15 protein-coding genes and 3 tRNA genes are annotated in these 20,798 nt (G+C 51.3%); 6 read left to right on the plus strand and 12 right to left on the minus strand.

Annotation, left to right across the window (positions count from 1 at the left end; genetic code table 11):
* Positions 1 to 128: 128 nt before the first annotated feature.
* Entirely contained in the window at positions 129 to 992 is an 864-nt protein-coding gene (thrB, locus tag ACLUXO_RS08385) for a homoserine kinase (protein ID WP_412137165.1), read from the minus strand.
* A gap of 166 nt (positions 993 to 1,158) precedes the next feature.
* Here thrB and thrC point away from each other — a divergent pair, with 166 nt between their 5' ends.
* On the plus strand, positions 1,159 to 2,637 hold the full coding sequence (gene thrC, locus ACLUXO_RS08390; RefSeq protein ID WP_412137166.1) for a threonine synthase: 1,479 nt from the start codon (positions 1,159 to 1,161) through the stop codon (positions 2,635 to 2,637).
* Positions 2,638 to 2,785: 148 nt separating this feature from the next.
* On the opposite strand, the gene ACLUXO_RS08395 is transcribed toward thrC, so the two are convergent.
* Together ACLUXO_RS08395 and ACLUXO_RS08400 are read right to left on the minus strand one after the other, a co-directional pair.
* Positions 2,786 to 2,858, minus strand: a tRNA-Val gene (locus ACLUXO_RS08395).
* Positions 2,859 to 2,861: 3 nt separating this feature from the next.
* Positions 2,862 to 2,933, minus strand: a tRNA-Glu gene (locus ACLUXO_RS08400).
* Positions 2,934 to 3,085: 152 nt separating this feature from the next.
* On the opposite strand from ACLUXO_RS08400, the gene ACLUXO_RS08405 reads away from it, so the two are divergent.
* Positions 3,086 to 3,174, plus strand: a tRNA-Leu gene (locus ACLUXO_RS08405).
* Between the two features lie 112 nt (positions 3,175 to 3,286).
* Positions 3,287 to 3,817 (plus strand): GNAT family N-acetyltransferase, encoded by a 531-nt coding sequence (locus tag ACLUXO_RS08410; RefSeq protein ID WP_412137167.1) that lies wholly within the window; start codon positions 3,287 to 3,289, stop codon positions 3,815 to 3,817.
* Positions 3,818 to 3,880: 63 nt separating this feature from the next.
* On the opposite strand, the gene ACLUXO_RS08415 is transcribed toward ACLUXO_RS08410, so the two are convergent.
* The 4 genes from ACLUXO_RS08415 to ACLUXO_RS08430 form a co-directional block, all read right to left on the minus strand.
* Positions 3,881 to 4,453 (minus strand): TMEM175 family protein, encoded by a 573-nt coding sequence (locus tag ACLUXO_RS08415; protein WP_412137168.1) that lies wholly within the window; start codon positions 4,451 to 4,453, stop codon positions 3,881 to 3,883.
* Between the two features lie 143 nt (positions 4,454 to 4,596).
* Positions 4,597 to 4,782: a hypothetical protein gene (locus tag ACLUXO_RS08420; RefSeq protein WP_270448092.1), complete on the minus strand. Its 186-nt coding sequence runs from the start codon at positions 4,780 to 4,782 to the stop codon at positions 4,597 to 4,599.
* A gap of 120 nt (positions 4,783 to 4,902) precedes the next feature.
* Positions 4,903 to 5,889 (minus strand): LacI family DNA-binding transcriptional regulator, encoded by a 987-nt coding sequence (locus tag ACLUXO_RS08425; protein WP_412137169.1) that lies wholly within the window; start codon positions 5,887 to 5,889, stop codon positions 4,903 to 4,905.
* Positions 5,890 to 5,911: 22 nt separating this feature from the next.
* A complete protein-coding gene (locus ACLUXO_RS08430) occupies positions 5,912 to 7,369 on the minus strand; it encodes a sucrose-6-phosphate hydrolase (protein WP_412137170.1) in 1,458 nt (485 codons plus the stop codon).
* Between the two features lie 284 nt (positions 7,370 to 7,653).
* On the opposite strand from ACLUXO_RS08430, the gene ACLUXO_RS08435 reads away from it, so the two are divergent.
* Both ACLUXO_RS08435 and ACLUXO_RS08440 read left to right on the plus strand, forming a co-directional pair.
* Positions 7,654 to 9,594: a sucrose-specific PTS transporter subunit IIBC gene (locus tag ACLUXO_RS08435; RefSeq protein WP_412137183.1), complete on the plus strand. Its 1,941-nt coding sequence runs from the start codon at positions 7,654 to 7,656 to the stop codon at positions 9,592 to 9,594.
* Positions 9,595 to 9,787: 193 nt separating this feature from the next.
* On the plus strand, positions 9,788 to 10,867 hold the full coding sequence (locus ACLUXO_RS08440; RefSeq protein WP_412137171.1) for a 6-phosphofructokinase: 1,080 nt from the start codon (positions 9,788 to 9,790) through the stop codon (positions 10,865 to 10,867).
* A 64-nt stretch (positions 10,868 to 10,931) separates the two neighbouring features.
* Here the strand turns inward: ACLUXO_RS08440 and ACLUXO_RS08445 are convergent, their stop codons facing one another.
* Positions 10,932 to 11,777: a helix-turn-helix domain-containing protein gene (locus ACLUXO_RS08445; protein ID WP_412137172.1), complete on the minus strand. Its 846-nt coding sequence runs from the start codon at positions 11,775 to 11,777 to the stop codon at positions 10,932 to 10,934.
* 177 nt (positions 11,778 to 11,954) lie between these two features.
* Between ACLUXO_RS08445 and ACLUXO_RS08450 the strand changes: the two genes are divergently transcribed.
* Positions 11,955 to 13,136 (plus strand): MFS transporter, encoded by a 1,182-nt coding sequence (locus ACLUXO_RS08450; protein ID WP_412137184.1) that lies wholly within the window; start codon positions 11,955 to 11,957, stop codon positions 13,134 to 13,136.
* 198 nt (positions 13,137 to 13,334) lie between these two features.
* On the opposite strand, the gene ACLUXO_RS08455 is transcribed toward ACLUXO_RS08450, so the two are convergent.
* From ACLUXO_RS08455 to glgA, 4 genes are read right to left on the minus strand one after another with little or no spacing between them, the layout of a single operon-like run.
* A complete protein-coding gene (locus ACLUXO_RS08455) occupies positions 13,335 to 15,056 on the minus strand; it encodes a phospho-sugar mutase (protein WP_412137173.1) in 1,722 nt (573 codons plus the stop codon).
* Positions 15,057 to 15,070: 14 nt separating this feature from the next.
* Positions 15,071 to 16,873, minus strand: coding sequence for a glycoside hydrolase family 13 protein (locus ACLUXO_RS08460; RefSeq protein ID WP_412137174.1), 1,803 nt, complete (start codon positions 16,871 to 16,873; stop codon positions 15,071 to 15,073).
* Positions 16,874 to 16,882: 9 nt separating this feature from the next.
* Entirely contained in the window at positions 16,883 to 19,333 is a 2,451-nt protein-coding gene (locus tag ACLUXO_RS08465; RefSeq protein WP_412137175.1) for a glycogen/starch/alpha-glucan phosphorylase, read from the minus strand.
* 24 nt (positions 19,334 to 19,357) lie between these two features.
* Complete coding sequence (gene glgA / locus ACLUXO_RS08470; RefSeq protein WP_270448108.1) at positions 19,358 to 20,788, minus strand: glycogen synthase GlgA; 1,431 nt, start codon at positions 20,786 to 20,788, stop codon at positions 19,358 to 19,360.
* Positions 20,789 to 20,798 lie beyond the last annotated feature (10 nt).

Here is a 20,798-nt window from a genome sequence, read left to right on the forward strand (position 1 = left end):
TGGGCTGCGGCTGACTTTCGTCAACCGACATTTATTTATTATACAGAAATGCGACAGGAATGCAAGCCTTTTGGCAAGATTTTTGCTCAAAAACTTGCTTTTCCTGTCCAGCCCGCCCTTTTCTTCTTTTATTTTTGCCAAAAAGCACCCCGCGGGGCAACTTCCAGCCGGCGGATTTCATCCTTTAAGCCCGCCTCTCTGACCGCATCGACAAAGTCACCGATATGCTGGGGGTCAACCAGGCTCATAATGGTCGGGCCGGCTCCTGACAGGTAGGTCGCTACCGCCCCATGCTCATGGCCGACATTGCGGATGATCTCCAGTTCTGGCACCAATTTGCTTCTGTAGCGCTCATGAAAGAGGTCAGCCTCCATTAACTCCCCGGCCTTTTCATAATCCTGGGCAAAAAGGGCTGCTACCGCCGTGTTGGCCACGGCACTGGCCTGGACCGCGTCTTTAAAGGAAAGCTGCTTGGGCAAAACGGCCCGGGCATCGCTGGTCTTTAAATTATAGGCCGGGATATAGGCGATCATGGCAAAAGGCGGCACTGGGGCCTTAACGGCGGTAAAGTGGCCGTTGACCTTGCAGCCGACAACCAAGCTGCCCAGAATGGTCGGGGCGACATTGTCCGGGTGCCCTTCCAGTTGGGCTGCGATTTCGATTTTTTCATGGGGAGCCAGGTTGAGTTGCCCCAATTGGTCGGCCAGTTCGATCCCGCCCACGATGGCGCTGGAACTGGAGCCCAGGCCATGAGCCAGGGGGATGTCTGATTCCACCCGCAGGTGCTGGGGGGTTAAATCCGGCTTGACGTTTAAAGCCGCCTGGACGATCATATTGTCTTTCCCGCTTGGCAGGTCCCCTAAGTTATGGTCTACCTGCCAGTGATCGCTTTCGCCCAGGACTTCAATGGTCAGGTACAAGGAAATGGCCACCCCGATGGAGTCGAAACCCGGGCCCAGGTTGGCGCTGGATGCTGGAACTTTGATTTTCACGCTATTTCACCTCAATAATTGGCAATCGCCAGTTTTTAATCATTTTATCATGTTTTCTCTTTTAGAAAAATGATTTCCCCGTTATAATTAGCCATAAAGGAAAAAATCTTTTTTCAACCATCGTTACTAGTTTACAGATCACGCATCTGACTTTTAGGGAGGATTTATGATTTACCGCAGTACCCGCAGCCAGGGGCAGGAAGTTACCGCTGCCCAGGCAATCGTCCAAGGCCTGGCCCCAGATGGCGGCCTTTTCGTGCCCAAAGAATTTCCGGCGCCATTTTCAGCCGCTGCTTTAAAGGAAATTTTTGCCCTGCCTTACCAGGAAATGGCTAAAAAGATCCTGGCTTTGTTCTTGACCGATTACAGTGCAGAACAGCTGGCAGAGATTGTTAAAGGCGCCTACGGCCAGCAATGGGATGACGACCGGATCGCCCCGCTGACTGATCAGAAGGCCGGCAATTACTACCTGGAGCTCTTCCACGGGCCAACCCTGGCCTTTAAGGACGTGGCCTTGCAGTGCCTGCCCCGCTTGATGAAGACAGCCTTGGAAAACTCAGACGACCACAGGGGGATCGTAATTTTGACCGCGACTTCCGGGGACACCGGGACCGCCGCCATGCGGGGCTTCCAGTCCTTAGCCAAAACCCGGGTCATCGTCTTTTACCCTTACCAAGGGGTGGCCCCGATCCAGCTCAAGCAGATGCTGAGCGAAAACAGCGACAACACCGTGGCTGTGGCGGTTGAAGGCAACTTTGACCAGGCCCAGACCAGGGTGAAGCAGATTTTTAACGACCCGGCCATGAACAGTTTGCTGGCTGACCACGATTTGACCTTCTCCAGCGCCAACTCCATGAATGTCGGCCGCCTCTTGCCCCAGGTCGTCTACTACTTCGCTGCCTACAAGCAGCTGCTGGACCAAGGGGCGATTGCATTCGGTAACTTGGTCAACTTCTCCGTGCCAACTGGCAATTTCGGCGATATTCTGGCCGGCTATTATGCGCAAAAGCTGGGTCTGCCAGTCGGCCGCCTGATCTGCGCTTCCAACAAGAACAATGTCTTGACCGACTTTTTCAAGACAGGCAAGTATGATAAGAAGCGGGACTTCTACGTGACCAACTCCCCGTCCATGGACATCCTGGTTTCCAGCAACCTGGAGCGCCTGCTCTTTGACCTCTGCCAGGACCCGGACACGGTCAAGTCTTTGATGGAGCAGCTGAATACAAAGGGCGAATACCAATTGCCAGAAGACATGCAAAAGAAGCTTTCCGGCTTCTGGGCCGACTACGCCACTCCAGAAGAAATCGAAGGCGAAATCAAGCGGGTTTACGAAGAAAGCGGCTATGTCATCGACCCGCACACGGCTGTCGCTTCTTTAGCCGCCAAGCGCTTTAAGGAAGAAGACGATAAAGCAACTGTCGTCCTCTCTACCGCCAGCCCTTACAAGTTCCCGGAAACTGTATACCACGCAATCAGCGGGCAAAATGTTAAGGAAAATGGCCTGCCAGCTCTTAAGGAACTGACTGACTTGACCGGCCCTGCCCCAAAGGCCATGGAGGCCTTCTTAGGCCACAGCTCCCGGGAAATCGTCATCCCGGCTGATAACATGGCTGACGAAGTCAAGCGGCAGCTGGAGCTGGACTGATTTTGTCAAAAAGAAGACAGAAGAAAACAGAAAACAAGACAAGAAAAGAAAAAATAGATAAAGGAAAAAGCAGCTGAGGATTTACTCCTGAGCTGCTTTTGCCATGTAATTGGAAATAAGAAATAAAAAGAAATTTAAAATAAAAAAATGGAGGATACAGGGCTCGAACCTGTGACCCTCTGCTTGTAAGGCAGATGCTCTCCCAGCTGAGCTAATCCTCCATATGACCCGTACGGGATTTGAACCCATGTTACCGCCGTGAAAGGGCGGTGTCTTAACCACTTGACCAACGGGCCATTTATTTTGCTTGGCCTTTTCGCAAGGCACGACTATTAGTATACCCGATCCAGAAGAAAAAGCAAGGGCTTAGGGCAAAAAACTTATTATTTTTTATTTGCAAAAAGCACTTGCACTTTTCCCTGCCTTTGCTATACTAATAGATGTGCTTGCGGGCGTGGCGGAATTGGCAGACGCGCAAGACTAAGGATCTTGTGACCGCTTTTGGTCGTGGAAGTTCAAGTCTTCTCGTCCGCACCAAGCGAAAGGAACTGGTTTGTCCAGTTCCTTTTTTGTTTCTCCTGGAGTATTTTTGCTAAAATCTACTTAGAGTGATAAGCAAAAAACAAAAATAATTTAAGGAGAAAAAAGCATGACTGAATTAAACTGCCGCTTGGCAACGGAAACTGACTTGGCTGCCCTCTGCCAGTTCTACCAGGACATCTGCGACCACCAAAAAGACGACCAATTTGGGGCTGACTGGCACTGGGGGATCTACCCAACTGAAAAAGACATCGCGGAAGCAATTGCACAAAAGCGGGCCGTGATTGGCACCAAGGACGGCAAGATCGCCTCGGCCGGCATCTTGACTGTAGGTAATGACCCTCTTTACAGCAAATTTGCCTGGCCAACCCCAGCTGAAGATAACGAAATCGCCGTCCTCCACCTCTACGGCGTCCACCCGTCCTTCCGCCGGCAGGGCCTGTCCGGCATCCTTTTGACCTTCATCAAGGACCAGGCCAAAAAGCTCGGTTGCAAGGCTATCCGCTTGGACAGCATGGATGGCAACGTCCCAGCCCGCCGCCTCTATGAAAAGAACGGCTGGCGCTTTGTCAGCCAGGAAACTGTCTACTACGACGACATCGGCGACACCAAGGTCGACCTGCTTGAATTAGCCTTATAACAACAAAAATCCACAAGCCTGGCTTGTGGATTTTTTCTTTACTCTTTTTCCTGTTCTTGCGTCTTACTTTTTTTCCCGCCACTCCTTGGCCCGCTGGTCCGGCATAAACCACATCAGCATGACCAAAGCCATGAAGACCCAGGACAAAATTGGCCAGGCAAAGGCTGACAGGGCAATTCCCAAGTTGGCGGCCAGAGTCAAGCAGCCCTTGATCCCCATATTCTCTTTCAAGTCCTGGCTGTCGCAGGCAAGCTGCCAAGCAAAGTGCTGCAAGAGCAAGAAGCTGACCGAGCTTAAAAAGAGAACCAGGCCGTACAAGAACAAGGGCGGCCCAGCCAGAGGGTTCTTCCCCACCCAGGCCGTGGCCAAAGGAATCAAAGAGGTCATGAAGAGCCAGGCCATGTTGGTCCAAATCACCTTGTGGTTGACCGAAGGCAAAGCGTGAGTGATATTGTGGTGGTTAACCCAGTAAATGGCCATGTAAAAGAAACTGAGCAGGTAGATGACCAGCTGCGGGATAAGCGGCTTGAGGGCCTGGAAGCTGGCTTCTTCCGGGGCCTGCATTTCCAGGACCATGATGGTGATGATGATGGCCAAAACGCCATCGCTGAACGCCTCCAAGCGGTTCTTGCTCATAATTTTCCTCCAAAACAGAAATACTCAATCCGCGAGTTAAAAATACTTTTATTGCATCTTTACCATTTTAGCCTACTTTTGCCCAAAAGAAAAAGCCTGGCAAAGCCAGGCCCAATTTCTTCTGCTTTATTCAGCAGTTAGCACTATTCTTGATTCTTGTAGTCAGCTTCCATTTCCTGCGGATCTTCTGCCTCTTCTTCAGCGAAGCTGTATTCCATCTTCTTGTTGCGGTCCTTCATAAAAGCATAGGCAATTTCCGCCCCGTAGACCAGGAGGCCGATCAGGCTAAAAGCCAGAATGAACAGCCAAACGCGTTTCTTCTTCTCCATGCTTGTCACCTTAGCTTTCTTTTAACTAAAAATTGCTTCCTAATTTTATTATAAGCACTTTTCAGGAAAAATACAGATTATCCTGGCGAAAACAGGAAAAGCATCCCCCGCAGGAGATGCTTAAACAGTCTGGTTTCTGAGCAGCTTGACCGGGAGCAGGTAGCTGTTTTGGGCCAGCTTCCTTTCTGGATCCGCGATCCGCTCATAGAGCAGCTTGACCAAGGTTCCGGCTAGATCTGAAACCGGCTGAACGACCGTGGCTAGTTCCGGTACATAGTTCTGGACCAGCTGGGTCCCGTCAAAGCCGACGATTTTCAAGTCCTCCGGCACCCTGATCCCCAGCTTCTTAGCTTCTTTTAAAAGCAGGATGGCCGTCAGATCGTCTGAGCAAAAGACCCCATCGATCTTCCGCCCGCTGGTCAAAAGCTCCCGGAGTTCGCGGCCCTTAGCCGCCGGAGACTCATAAAAGGCTGACCGGGCAGTGTGGACCGTCAGCCCCGCCGCGGCCACCGTGTCCGCGTAGCCGTCAAAGCGGCGGGAGGTCGGATGCCCAGTTTTAACCGGGTTGCCGACAAAGTAGATATGCCCGCATCCCGCGTCAACCAAGGCCTGGGTAGCCAGGCAGCCGCCCTGGTAGTTGTCACTGGTCACGATCGGCACCTGGTCAGACAGGTCCCGGTCAAAGGAAACGATCGGCAGGCCGTAGCGCTGGTATTCTTCAATCCCCAGGTTGTGCGAACCCGCGATGATCCCGTCGACCTGGTTGGCCTCCAGCATCCGCAGATAGCGCCGCTCTTTATCGCTGTCCTGGCCGGCGTCGCAGAGCAGCATCTTGTAGCCGTCCGCTTCCAGCTTGTCTTCAATTGCCGCGACCAGTTCCGCGAAGAAGGGATTGGTGATGCTGGGCATGATCACCCCAATCATCTTGGTCTGCTTGCCCTGCAAAGACCGGGCCAGGGTGTTGGGCTGGTAGTTCAGCTCCCGCATGGCCGCGTACACCCGGTCCCTGGTCTTCTGGCTGATGTAGCCGTAGTTGTTGATCACCCGCGAGACAGTCGTCGGCGAGCAGCCAGCCTTCTCCGCTACATCAGTTAATTTTGGCCTCATCGTCATCCCCTCATCTGCTTTCCTACATATCCTTTAACCGCCAAGTCTTGGCCTGGTAGTCAACATCACTATCCATCTTAACAAAAGTTTGGCCATTTTGAGTGAAGAATCTCCCCGTAATGACTTCTTCGCCGCCATTGACAAAAATTTCAAAGAGGGAGTGGTCTACAAAGATCCGCAGGTCCAAGTCTTCCCCGGCTGGCAATTTCACCGTCCGGCTGGTCCCGTAGTCCGGGTTCACGGCCTGGCCGCATTCCCCCCGGTCAACCATTAAGCGGGCGTGCTTGCCCGTCTTGAAGCGGAGCTTGATGCCGCTTTTACCTTCACTGTCTGCCGCCAAAAGCAGCTTGCCCTTCTGCCCCTGCTTAATAGTCAGTTTCAGTTCGCTTTGCGCGCCGGCATCAAAGGCCAGGTCACCGGTGAAGTCTTCTTCGACTCCTCTCAGGCTCTTCATGGCCTTGACCGGCTTTTGCAGCAAGCGGCCGTGCTTTAAAGCCAAGCGCTTGACCTGGCTTAAGCAGTTAGCCCAGCCTTCCTTATCGCTTGGGTAAGTCATATCCGGCAGGCCAACCCAGCTGATGGCGTAAGCATTGCCATCTGGCGCGTTAAAGGCCTGAGTAGCGTAGACGTCAAAGCCCCCGTCCAGGTTGATCGGGGCCTTCTGCTTGGTCTCAAAGTGGCCGGTCTCAAAGTCAAAGCTTTCCCCAACCCAGTACATGTTCGGGTAGACATTCTGGTAGTCGGTCACGTTCTTGTCCAAACCCTGCGGGCAGAAGATGAAGACCGGCTTGCCGTCAACGAAGACCAGGTTCGGGCATTCAACCATGTAGCCCATGTCTGGCAGGTCAACATAGCCCAGATCCTGCCATGGACCAGTTACAGCATCTGCCTTGTAAAGGCTGATCTTGCCGGCCTTGGTCTCCTTGTCTTGGGCACCCAGAATAGCGTAGTACTTGCCGCCGTGCTCCAAGATCTGCGGGTCACGGAAGTGTTCAGTCACATGCTCTGGCGCGTTGATCAAAGGCGTCTCCAGCTTAGTAACTTTCCCAGCTTCATCCATCCAGGCCCCAACCTGGTAAGAATGGCGGACCCAGTTCTCGTCGCGGACATTGCCCGTGTACATCAAGAAAAGCTTGTCGCCAATTGCTCTGGCTGAGCCGGAATAGGCCCCATGGCTGTCCAGCGGGCTGTCAGCATAAACAGCTTCGCCCAAGTTTTCCCAGTGAACCAAATCCTGGCTGGTCAAGTGGACCCAGGACTTCAAGCCGTGCACGGCCCCAAATGGATAAGCCTGGTAGAAGACCTGCCAGCAGCCATTATAGTAGGAAAAGCCGTTAGGGTCGTTCAAAAGGCCGGAAGTTGGCCGGATGTGGTAGTGCAATTGGTAGTCTGACCGGGCTGCCTGGCTTTGTAGCTCAAGCAAAGTCTTGGCATCCCATTTCTCATAAGGAAGATATCTTTTTTCTCTTGTCCATTCCATATTAAGCAACCTCCGCTTAATCACTAATCTCTTCTTTTAATTTTTAGCTTCATTTGCCAGATTATTATCACGCAAAAAGATCTGAATAATCCGCACTCTATCATCTTCTATTTTATGGTTGAAGCGCTAACATGTCAAACGGTTAACAGGCTCTTTTTGGGTTAACAGAACTTTTATAAAATATTTTCTGTCAAACGATTGACATATTCGTCAGAAACCGTTATCATATTAAGTGAATTAAAGAAAAGCGTTTTCAGAGGATAAGGAGAGTGTTTCTCGTGGCAATGAATTACAATGCAGTTGCCAAGCGGGTGATCGCTGCCGTAGGTGAAGACAACCTGGTAGCCGCTGCCCACTGTGCAACTCGTCTGCGTTTAGTCTTAAAAGACGATACCAAGATCGACCAAGCAGCCTTGGACAAGGATCCCGACGTTAAGGGGACCTTCAAGACTGACGGCCAATACCAAGTTATCATCGGGCCTGGTGACGTTGACAACGTCTACAGCGAATTGATCAAGCTAACCGGCCTGTCCGAAGTTTCTACCGACGACTTGAAGAAGATCGCCGCCAGCGGCAAGAAGGTCAACCCTGTCATGGCCTTCATCAAGCTTTTGAGTGACATCTTCGTGCCAATCATTCCAGCCCTGGTTGCGGGTGGTTTGCTGATGGCTTTGAACAACTTCTTCACCAGCCCTGGCCTGTTCGGGCCTAAGTCCCTGGTGCAAATCAACCCAGCCATCAAGGGCCTGTCTGACATGATCCAACTGATGTCAGCTGCCCCATTCATGTTCCTGCCGGTTCTGGTCGGTATTTCCGCCGCTAAGCGCTTCGGGGCCAACCAATTCCTCGGGGCTGCAATGGGCTTGATCATGACCACCCCGCAGCTGGCTGGTGCAGACCACTACTGGAACATCTTCGGCTTGCACGTAGCGCAAACCAACTACCAATACCAAGTTATTCCAGTCCTGGCAGCCATCTGGATCTTAGCCTTCTTGGAAAAGAAGCTGCACAAGGTCCTGCCAAGCGCGGTTGACTTTACCTTTACCCCGCTTCTGTCAATCATGATCACTGGCTTCCTGACTTTCACCATCGTCGGGCCAGTGATGAAGACCGTTTCTGACTGGATCACCAACGGCTTCGTATGGCTGTACGACACTGCTGGCTTCATCGGCATGGGTCTGTTCGGTCTTTGCTACTCAGCCATCGTTATGACCGGTTTGCACCAAAGCTTCCCGGCCATCGAAACTCAATTGCTGGCTGCCTTCGCTGCCGGCAAGGGCGCGGGCGACTTTATCTTCGTTGTTGCTTCCATGGCCAACGTTGCTCAAGGTGCCGCAACCTTCGCTATCTGGTTCTTGACTAAGAACGAAAAGATGAAGGGTCTGTCTTCATCAGCCGGTGTTTCTGCCCTCTTGGGGATCACCGAACCAGCCCTCTTCGGGGTTAACTTGAAGTACCGCTTCCCATTCTTCTGCGCCCTGATCGGGTCCGGTGTTGCTTCAGCCCTTGCAGGTCTGCTGCACGTTGAAGCCGCATCCCTTGGTTCTGCCGGTTTCCTGGGCTTCCTGTCCATCTACCCGAAGACCATCCCAATGTACGTTGTCTGCGAACTTGTTTCCTTCGCTATTGCCTTCGCCTTGACTTTCTTCTGGGGCAAGGGCCACTTGAAGGAAGAAGTTGCCAGCGTTGAAGGTGAAACTGGCGTCAGCGCTTCAACTGAAGTTCCAGCTGAACAACAAGTTGAAGCTGCCAAGACTGCTGGTTTGGAAGACGAAGTAGTTCTGGCACCTGTAGACGGCGTTTCTGAAGACCTGTCAGCCGTAAATGACGAAGTCTTCTCCCAGAAGCTCATGGGTAACGGGGCAGCCATCGTTCCTAGCGACGGCAATGTCTACGCTCCAGTTACCGGTACTGTTTCCGTTGCTTACAAGACTGGCCATGCTTACGGGCTTAAGTCTGACGACGGTGCCGAAGTCCTGATCCACATCGGTCTGGACACGGTCAACTTGAACGGCCAGCACTTCAAGTCCCTGGTCACTCAAGGCCAGCACATTGAAAAGGGTGAAAAGATCGGTGAAGTCGACCTGGATGCCGTCAAGGCTGCCGGCTACGACACCACTGTCATGGTTGTCATCACCAACACCCCTTCATACAATGAAGTGGCCCGGGTTGAAGCAACTGACGTTAAGCACGGCGACAACTTAATTGCTTTAATTGCTCACTAATCAAAAACTACTACACCTACCATGAAGCAGCCCTGCCTGGGCTGCTTTTCCTTTACTAATTCTCATTTGACAATATATTCATGAGTTTTTTCAATTAGATTAAAAAATCTGCTTGCATCTTGGCAGGTACATGACTAAGATTTAAATTAAGCCAAATTTTAGAGAACTGTTTAGCACGGGGAGGAATTTAAGCATGACTTTACGAGTTGGTATTTTGACGAGCGGCGGCGACTGCCAGGCGCTCAACGCGACCATGCGGGGGCTGGCCAAGACCCTTTACAACTGTGTCGATGATGTGGAAATCATCGGTTTCAAGCGGGGCTACTACGGCTTGATGCATGAAGACTACGTTAAGATGAAGCCGCGGGACTTCTCCGGCATCATCAACCAAGGCGGGACGATTCTGGGCACTTCCCGCCAGCCATTCAAGGAAATGCGGGTCATCGTTGACGGCTTTGACAAGGTAGCCGCCATGAAGAAGACCTACAAGAAGCTGAACCTGGACGCTTTGGCTGTTTTGGGCGGCAACGGGTCACTTAAGTCAGCCAACATGCTGGCCCAGGAAGGCTTGAACGTGATCGGCCTGCCAAAGACCATCGACAACGACACTTGGGGAACTGACTACACCTTCGGTTTCCAAAGCGCCATTGACATTGCCACCAGATACCTGGATGACATCCACACTACTGCTCAAAGCCACTCCCGGGTCTTCGTCGTCGAAGTTATGGGCCACAAGGTTGGCCACATTACCCTGGCCGCTGGCCTGGCTGCCGGCAGCGACATTATCCTTTTGCCGGAAATTCCTTATGACATCAATGTCGTAGCCAAGAAGGTCAAGGAAAGACAAAAGTCCGGCAAGGGCTTCACGGTCATTGCTGCCGCTGAAGGGGCAATTTCCAAGGAAGACGCCACCCTGTCCAAGAAGAAGTACAAGGCTAAGGTTGCCGCTAGAAACGGGGCCAGCGTGGTTAACGAAATCGCTGCCCAATTGCAGGAAGTTTTGCCAGACGCTGAAATCAGAACGGCGGTCATCGGCCACGCTCAACGGGGCGGCCGGCCAGATGCCTACGACCGGCAAATCTCAACCCGCTTCGGGATTGAAGGCGCCCGCCTGATCATGAACCGGTCCTTCGGCCGCCTGGTTGTCTTGAAGCAAGGTGAAGTCGACTCTATCGCCCTGGAAGACACGGCCGGCAAGCTCAAGTACGTTGACCCGAACGGCAAGACCGTAAGCAACGCCCGCCTCATGGGCGTCACCTTCGGGGACAAGTAATTATACTTAATTAGCACAAAGAGACACTCATCAAACAAAGATGAGTGCCTCTTTTTTGTGCCAATCATTTCTTGACTTTTCGAACAGCTTTGTAGACTTGCAAGAAATTTTTTGCTTGCATTGTCAGTCCCATATCGAGCAGAAAATCGATGATTTTTAAAATGTTTTGTTCGTTTTGCGGCTCTTGCCAATCTATCAAACTATTTAAAAATTTCCGGCCAATGATCAACATTGTTTCGCGCTGAGGGAAATCAAAGTGGTTCAACTGCCGTAAGATGTTCGCGGCATAGGATGAATTATCGCTGATAAGCAGAGCGATGACGGCTTCAAATAAAGTGGTCGTGGCAAAGTAAAAAGTATCCGACCCGGCTTGCTTAGCAAAATCCAAATTTTCAATTAATTGGGCAGAAATTTGAAAAATCATTTTGGGACTGAGTACTTGAATGGTGTTAAAGAACAAGGAAATATTTTCTTGTCCCCAGACCGTAATCTCAGATAGCTCTTTATTAAGCGCGTTTTGTTCATCAATCTCCAGTAAATTGACTTTTGTTAAACGATGATAAAGGCCGCACGCAATTGCTCCGTAGTTTAAGGATAAGATATCTGAAGTCAGATGGAATTCCTGCAAGCTATTTCGGGCGATTTTTTTAATTAGAGTATGATCCTTTTGCTCCCATGCCTTCTGCAATTCAGCTGATAGTTGATCAGTATCGTCTAAGTTGGCCAGATGAACGTATTCTGAACTAGTAACGCTCACCCTTTCAAGCAATTTGAGCGCTTTTTCAAAATCCATATTGCCAGTACCATTTTCCCACCGGGACAGCATCTGAATAGAGCAGATGCCACTTGCTGCTTCTTTCAAAGTCAGTCCCTGCATCTGTCTAATTTGCTTGAAGTTTATTGCCGTCATCTTTCCTCCAAAATAAAATTAGTTTTTTTCTCACATATGAGAAGGCCAAAAAAGTAAGTCTGCTATCCATGCTTTAATTTATTTAGCTTTAATTTTAAAGCAAAATCTAGGATTTACGGTAGGTGAAATATACAAAAATCAAAAAAGCAATTAATTCTGGCAATCAGCAGCCTGGGAATCGGCAATTTAACGAGCGCGACTTTTTCCTTTTGCCTGGGCGTGTATGTTTTACAAAAGACATCTTCTAGCATGCTATTTTCCATGCTGCTTTTGATTCGGCCTTTGAGCAACCTGCTTTTGAGTTCTTTAATCGGTTTCTACGTTGATAAGTATGATCATAAAAAGATTTGCATGACCGCCCAGGCAACAAGCGTTGTAGCGGTAATACTGTTTATAGCACTATTTAGAGAGCAGCTTTCATTATCTGAACGGTTGCTGATTATTGTTGCTAGCAGTATTGTGCTGACAGTTTGTGATACCTTTCAATCGACCAGCTATAAGGCGTCAACCAATTCGATGGTAGCTGCAGAACACCGGCAGAAATTAGTTGCCTATGAACAGCTGACAGACGCGGGTGCTGTTATTTTGGCACCGATATTGGGCGGTTTGCTGGCTGGGGCAGTTGCCATCTCCAATATTGCTCTGCTTGAATTAGCTGGTGAAAGCGTGGTTTTGCTGGCAACTGCTTTATTGGATTTCCGCTTGATTTCTGTTGACGTGGAAGCGATCAGTGATTCATGGCTCTTATCTATCAAAAATGGCCTAGAGTACTTCAAAAATGACCGCTATTTAATGGAATTGCTGCTTTTTGCTGTGATTGCCAATTTTGCTTTAAGCGGCCTAGAAGTCAGCCTGCCAATTGCCATGATGAAGGAACTGGGAATTCCTGCAAATTTATATGGATTAGCGGACAGCTTTTGCGCGGGAGGAATGCTTCTGGTCAGTCTGTTGTTAGCTTCTTTCAAAATGCCCAAAAATTATTTACTGACGACCGGCAGAATTGGAATTATTTTAGCGGGTGACTTTATCGTATTAGCTTTGGCGTGTTTGTGTTCGAATAAGTTGCTTGCTACTGGTATTTTTAGCATTTGCATGCTGGTGGTAGGCGCCTGCTTGGCCGCGGTAAACTTACCATATGCCATGTATGTCAGAACCAAGGTACCAGTTAATCTTCAAGGGAGAGTTGGAGCAACTACCAGTTCAGTAGTAGCTGTGCTCTCGCCTTTGGGATATGCTTTGTTCGGGCTTGTTTTGGGCCAGATTAAACCGGTCTGGTGCTTAATGATGTGCGCGATAATTATTTTGGCAGATGGATTGCGTTTACTGCTTTCTACTAGCAGAGTAAATAGTTCAATCTAAAGAAAAAGTTTCTCATTTGTCAATGTCAGCTTATTATCCCCCTCGAAATTGGTCTTCTAATTTCGAGGGGGATTTATATTCCATTGTCCCATCGCCGCTTTAATATGGTAAAAGAAAAAGTGCTGAACGACTACTCCATCGGGCAATCATCCAACACTTAGATTAGTATGTTTTGTTATGAACTTTAACTTCTCTGCTTTACTTCAGCAATTCGCTGATAGCGTCTTGGTAGCTTTCAGCTGCCTTTTCAGCAGTTGCGATGTCAGCCTTGTTGACGCCGACATAAGCCTTGATTACTGGTTCAGTACCAGATGGCCGCAGGGCTACCCAAGTTTCGTCATCCAGGAAGTACTTCAAGACGTTTGACTTCGGGAAGCCAGTCAATGGAGTTTCTTCGCCGTTTTCGACAGTAACTTGTTCTTGGTAGTCTTCGATCTTCAAGACCTTGGCCCCGTTGATTTCGCTGAGGTGTTCGCTACGCAGCTTGCTCATCAATTCAGCCATCTTCTTTTGCCCGCCGATCCCTGGCATTTCGATAGCCCGGGTGATTTCGTAGGCAACGCCGTACTTCTTCCAGATTTCCTGCAGGCCGTCAAAGACAGTCATGCCCTTGGAAGCGTAGTAGCTGGCAACTTCGGCGAACATCAAGGCCCCTTGCATGGCGTCCTTGTCGCGGGCGAAGGCTTGGAAGAGGTAGCCGTAGCTTTCTTCAAAGCCCATCAGGAACTTGCCGTCCCCTTCCTTGTTCATCCGGTCGACTTCTTCACCGATGTACTTGAAGCCAGTCAGAACTGACTTGGTCTTGATGCCGAAGTCCTTGGCAATCTTGAATGGCAAGGCACTGGAGACGATTGAAGTAACGATTTCGTAATCCGGAGTCAGCTTGCCTGAGTCCTTCAAGTTTTGCAGGAGGTAGTAAGACATCAAAGTAGCGATTTGGTTCCCAGTCAAAACTTGGAAGTCGCCCTTGTCAGTTCTTACGCAGGCCCCCATCCGGTCAGCGTCCGGGTCAGTAGCCACGATCATGTCAGCGCCGATTTCGTTGGCCAGTTCCACGCCTGGGTTGAAGACGTCACGGAATTCCGGGTTAGGCTTCTTGCAAGTTGGGAATTCCGGGTCCACAATGGCCTGGCTTGGCACTGGAACAACATTGCTGAAGCCGCCCCGTCTGAAGGCGCGGTCGTAAAGCATCTTACCCGTCCCGTGCAAAGGAGTGTAAACAATCTTCAGCTTGTCGGCGTTTTCCTTGATCATGTCCTTGTTGACGTTGACCGTTTCCAGCTTAGCCAGGTAGGCTTCGTCGACATCTTCGCCGATCAGCTGCAAGGTGCCTTCAGCACGCAGCTTCTTGACTGGAGCAGCCTTAACGCTGAAGATGTCTTCAACCTTTTGCGCGTAGGCAAAGAGGCGGTCAGCGTTTTCCGGACCCATTTGGGCACCATCTTCGCCGTAAGCCTTGTAGCCGTTGTACTGCTTGGCGTTGTGGGAAGCAGTGATGTTGATCCCGGCAAAGGTATGCAGGTAGCGAACAGCGAAGGACAGTTCCGGCGTTGGACGCAGGTCGTCAAAGAGGTAGACGTGAATGCCATGAGCCCCCAAAACGCGGGCAGCGTGGGTGGCCAGTTCGCGTGAGTTGTAGCGGGAGTCAAAGGAAATAACCACGCCCCGCTTCTTGGCTTCTTCGCCGTTTTCGTCGATCAAGCGGGCCAGACCTTCAGTTACCCGGCCGACCGTGAAGACGTTGATCCGGTTGGTCCCTGGTTCCAGGAGCCCCCGCATCCCGGCAGTCCCGAAGTTGATGTCCTGGCCAAAGGCGTCTTCGATCCACTTTTCGTCGCCGCCTAATTCAGCCATTTGTTCAGCCAAATCTTCCGGCAGGGCAGCTTGTTTCCATTGTTCAAAAATTTCTTTTGCGTCCATTTATATAATCCTTTTTATTCTTTTTCATTCCTATCCAGCTTAAATGTCTTTAGCAGATAAGCCTTCTGAGCTATGCTTTCTTGATCCAGTATATCACTTACCAGTTCTGCAATCATCTCCGGCAGGCAATATGGCTGAAATTCTCCCGCGTCCAGGATCATATCCTGGTCGGTCTTGTTGTAACAGTAAATGACCAGTTCCCTTTGGTTGTAGCGGACCAGGGCGTTGATGCCGTAAGCAATCTTGACGTAGCCGACTTTCCCGTCGACCAGAGCCCGGTTTTCCCGCCGCCAGTGGGCCAGTTCCTTGACTTCTTTTTCCAAAAAGTCACTTTCCTTGCCCCATGGGAAGTAGCGGCGGTTGTCCGGATCCTTGTCCCCTTCCAGGCCGGCTTCATCCCCGTAATAGATGCAGGGTACGCCGGGAACAGTAAACAAGAGGCCAAAAGCCAGGGCCACCAGCTGCTCGTCTCCCCCCAAAACGGTCTTGATTCTGGCCGTATCGTGGGTGCCGATATTGTTCAGGCAGTTTTCCAAAAAGGCCTTCGGGTAGTTCTCAACCAGCTTTTCCAGGTCATTCAAGGCAGCCACTTCTTCCGTTTCGTTATTGGCCTGCAAGAGCGAAACGATAAAGTTGCGGACCGGATAGTTCATGGTCCCGGTCAAGTTGTCCCCGGCCATATAGGTCCGGAATTCACTGTTGACGAACTTGTGGGAGGCGTCTTCCCAGACTTCCCCGATCAAGACATGGCAGTCTTCATTTTGCAGGCGCTCGCGGATTTCCCGCAAGAGCGGCATTGGAAGTTCATCTGCCACGTCCAAACGCCAGCCATCAACATGCATCCGGGTCCACTTGGCTAAAACGCCGTCGGGCCCGCAGATGAAGTTCTGGTAGTCAGCATTATTCTTGTTGACTTCAGGAAGCGTGGTTACCCCCCACCAGGACTGGTACTTGGTCGGGTAGTTGATGAAATTGAACCAAGGATAGTAAGGGCCTGTCTTGTCTGTGACCGCGCTCAAGAAGTACTTGCTGTCGGCCCCGACATGGTTGAAGACCCCGTCTAAGATCAAGGCAATCCTGTTTTTGTGCAGGTCCTTGATCAGGTTCTTGAAGTCTTCCTCAGTCCCCAGCATAGGGTCAATCTTCATGAAGTCCTGGGTGTCATAGCGGTGGTTGCTGGAAGCCTGGAAGATCGGGTTCAAGTAGATCGCCGTCACTCCCAAATCCTTTAAATAGGGAATCTTTTGCCGGATACCTTCGAGGTTGCCGCCAAAAAAGTCCCAGCGGGCAATATCGCCATGCTCATCCTTAATATAGTAAGGACTGTCTTCCTTGGTCGCGTAGATGAAACTGTCCTTCTTGCGGCCCTGGATCTCCCCATGCGGGTTGCCGTTGTTAAAGCGGTCCGGGAAGATCTGGTAGACCACCCCCTGGGTGTACCAGGGAGCCTGCGGGACCGCCCGGTCATAGCAAGTCAGCTGGAAGGTCCGGATATCCCGGCCGTCCTGGGTGATCTCCCCGTCGCCAAAACCATCCTGGCTTCTTTCCAGGAAGTAAAACTGATCGTTTTGCTTGATGTTGAAGTAGTAGTAGTAGAGCCCGGAGCTGCCAATCTTGACGCTGGTCTCATACATCTTGCTTTCATCGTTGAAAGTCATGGGGTAAGCCACCGGCGACTCATTGTTTTTAGTCAGCCAAAGGGTAATCTCTTGGATCTCTTCATCGACTTCAACTGCCCACTTGACGCTGGTATTGGCCTGCGTGGCGCCAAAGGGCTGCTTGTATTTAGTGTCCCAAGAATTAAATATAGCTCTCATCAGTCACTCTTACGCTTTTTCAGCGTCAAATTCCACCTTGTCCAGGTGCCAGATTTCACTGGCGTAGCGTTCAATGGTCTTGTCGGCGTCAAAGCGTTCAGAGTGAGCGATGTTGACCAGGCTCATCTGGGCCCATTGCCGCTTGTTTACCCAAACCTTTTCAACCAGCTTCTGGGCCTTCAAGTAGGCTTCAAAGTCGGCCAAAACCAGGAATTCTTCATTGTCCTTCAGGAAGTCGTCGTACAAGGCCCGGCCTTCGCTGACGCAGCCAGGAATCGTCCCGTCGATCAAGGCGTCAACCGTCTTCTTCATGACTGGGTCACTTTCGTAGAGGTCACGTGGGTGGTAGGAGTGGTTTGCATAGTAGTTGTAAACTTCATCCTTGTCCAAACCGAAGGCAAAGATGTTGTCGCTGCCGACCGCGTCCTTGATTTCGATGTTGGCCCCGTCCATGGTGGCGACTGTCAAAGCCCCGTTGGCCATCAGCTTCATGTTGCTGGTCCCGCTGGCTTCCTTGGTGGTCGTAGAGATTTGTTCACTGAGGTCAGCGGCTGGAATGATTTGTTCAGCCAGGGAAACATTGTAGTTTTCCAGGAAGACAACCTTCAGCTTGCCCTTGATGTCCGGGTCATTGTTAACCAGGTCAGCCACGGAGTTGATCACCTTGATGACCTGCTTGGCAAAGACATAGCTTGGAGCAGCGATAGCCCCGAAGATAACTACCCGCTTCGGGTGGTCGATGCCGGCCTTGAGGTCTTGGTAGAGCTTCAGAACGTGGAGCAGCTTCAAGGTTTGCCGCTTGTAGGCGTGCAGACGCTTAACCTGGACGTCGAAGATGGCTTCCGGGTCAACCACGATGCCGGTCTTGTCCTTAATGACCTTGGCCAGCTTTTCCTTGTTGGCCAGCTTGATCTTTTGCAGGCTGGTCAAGGTAGCCGTGTCGTGGTAGAACTTTTCAAACTTCAGCATTTCCTTGCTGTCAAAGCGCCAGTCAGTCCCGATGGTCTTGTCCAAAAGCTTGGCCAGGTCCGGGTCGGCGATTTGGATCCAGCGACGCAGGGTGATCCCGTTGGTCTTGTTGTTGAAGCGGTCTGGGTAGAGTTGGTAGAAGTCGCGCAGAACTTCGGTTTCCAAAAGCTGGGTGTGCAAGGCGGCAACCCCGTTGACTGAGTGAGAACCGATGATGGCCAGGTGGGCCATGTGGACTTGTCCGTTCTTGACGATTCTCGTTCTTTCGATCACGTCGCCGGAGACCTTGCCTTCCAGACCAGCCACGTAGCGGCGGTCGATTTCCTTAACGATGTCAAAGAGCCGCGGCAAAAGCTGGCTGAACATGCCCACGTCCCACTTTTCCATGGCTTCAGCCATGATGGTGTGGTTGGTGTAGCTCATGACTTGAACAGTGATTTCCCAAGCCTTGTCCCAGTCCATCCGGTATCTGTCGACCAGAAGGCGCATCATTTCAGCCACGCACATGGCCGGGTGGGTGTCGTTGATGTGAACAGCAACGTACTTCGGCAGGTCAGTCAAGCCGTCTTCACCGTAGTCCTTGACAAAGTTGTTCAAGATGGACTGCAGACCAGCGGAAACAAAGAAGTATTCCTGCTTCAAACGCAGAAGGCGGCCGTCATAGCTGGAGTCGTCCGGGTAAAGGATGGAAGTCAGATCTTCCACCTTCCGCCGGTCAGCAATTGACGGGTACTTCAATTCGTCTTCCGGGGCAATTTCCGCGTCCCACAAACGGAGGGTGTTGGCCACCCCGTTGTGGTAGCCGACCATGGCCACGTCATAAGGCACGGCCCGGACAACAGTAGCGCCTTCGTATTGCGGAGTCAGCCAGCCATTGTCGTCAACCATGTTGACCCGGCCGCCAAACTTAACTAAGACAGACTTGCTTTCCCGGCGGACTTCCCAGTAGTCCCCCTGCTTCAGCCAGTCGTTTGGCAGTTCCTTTTGATAGCCGTTGACGAACTTTTGCTTAAAGAGGCCGTACTTGTAGCGCAGGCCGTTGCCGTTGCCGGCATAGCCAGTTGAAGCCAAAGAGTCCATGAAGGCGGCAGCCAGCCGGCCCAGGCCCCCGTTCCCCAGCGCCATGTCTGGTTCAACAGCAGCAATTTCGTCCAGGTCGATGCCTAAGTCATCCAGGGCTTCTTTTGCCGTGTCCAGCCAGCCCAGGTTGAGGAGGTTGCTTCTCAGCAAGGTCCCTGGCAGGAATTCAATTGAGAAGTAGTAGGCCTGCTTGTGGCCATTGGCACTTTCCGCGATCCGGGTTCTGCGCCACTTGCTGGAATAGCCGTCACGGACCATTGAAGCCAAAGCGGCAAAGATGTCTTCCTTAGAAGCTTCCTCTACGCTTTCTTCAAAGTGCCGGTCCAGCTTGCTAGCCAGTCTTTCCTTGAATTCTTCCGGAGTAATTTCCCGTAAATTGCTGTTTACTGCTGATACTTTACTTGATTTCATGCTCATCTTCCTCATCATTTTCGACTATCCCAGTAATTCACCGTACATCCATTGGTACTTGCTTGCTGAGTTCTTCCAGGAGAAGTCAGACCGCATGGCCGTTCTTTGTGCCTTGGCCCACTTGTCCTTTTCATGGTAGAGCTCCAGCATCTTCTTGATGGCTTCAACCATTTGGTAGCCGCTGAATTCGCGGAAGCCAAAGCCGGTGCCTTCATTCTTGGTCTTGTCGTAAACCCAGACCGTGTCAGCCAGACCGCCGATTTGGTGGACGATTGGCAGGGTCCCGTAGCGCAGGCTGATCAGTTGTGACAAACCGCATGGTTCAAAGGCGGATGGCATCAAGAAGGAGTCAGCCCCAGCATAGATCTTTTGGGCCAGGTTGACGTCAAAGGCCAGGATCAGCTTGAACTTGTCCGGGTAGCGGCTGGCAATGTCGCTTAAGGCATGTTCATAGTACTGGTCCCCGCTGCCCAGGATAACTACCTGCAGGTCAAATTGGAGAATGTTGTCCAGTTCTTCCAAAAGCAGCTGGCAGCCCTTTTGGGCAGTCAGGCGGCTGACCATCCCGATAACCGGAGTAGTTGGCGCTACCGGCAGGCCAACCTGCTTTTGCAGGTCTGTCTTGTCACGGCGCTTGTGCTTCAAGTGGTTGACGTCGTAGCGGACCTTGATGACCGGGTCAGTGGCCGGGTTGTACTTTTCAAAGTCGATCCCGTTCAAGATCCCGACCAGCTTGAAGTTGACTGAGCGGAGGATTTCATCCAGGCCCTGGCCAAATTCCGGCGTCTGAATTTCTTCAGCGTAAGACGGGCTGACCGTGGTTACCCGGTCGGCGTACAAGATCCCGGTCTTCATCCAGTTGACGTCGTTGTTAAAGCGGACGGTCCCGTTGTCGAACCATTCATAGCCCAGGCCGAAGAAGTTCGGCAGGGTCTTGGCGTCGTACTTGCCTTGGAATTCCAGGTTGTGGATGGTCAAGACAGTCTTGATGCCGCGGTAGGCGTCGACAAAGCCCCACTTTTCCCGAAGCAGGAATGGGATGAAGGAAGTGTGGTAGTCATTGCAGTGCAGGATGTTTGGAATGAAATTGAAGCGTTCCATCATCATGATCACGGCTTGCTGGAAGAAGGCGTAACGTTCGCCGTCGTCGTAGTAGCCGTAAATACCTGGTCGCTTGAAGTAGTATTCGTTGTCGATAAAGAAGTACTTGACCCCGTTCATTTCCAGGGTGAAAATCCCGCAGTACTGGTTCCGCCAGCCAACTGGAACGTAGAAGTTGCCTTGGTATTCCAGCTTCTCCCGGTATTCTTCCGGCATGTCCTGGTAAAGGGGCAAAGCCACGCCGACTTCATCGCCGTCTTTGGCCAGTTGGTTGGGCAGGGAGCCCAAAACGTCACCTAAGCCACCAGTCTTGAAAAAGGGCGCGCATTCGGCCCCGACAAATAAAACTCTCACAATCTTTCCT

Source organism: Lactobacillus delbrueckii subsp. bulgaricus (assembly GCF_046938665.1).
Taxonomy (GTDB): domain Bacteria; phylum Bacillota; class Bacilli; order Lactobacillales; family Lactobacillaceae; genus Lactobacillus; species Lactobacillus delbrueckii_C.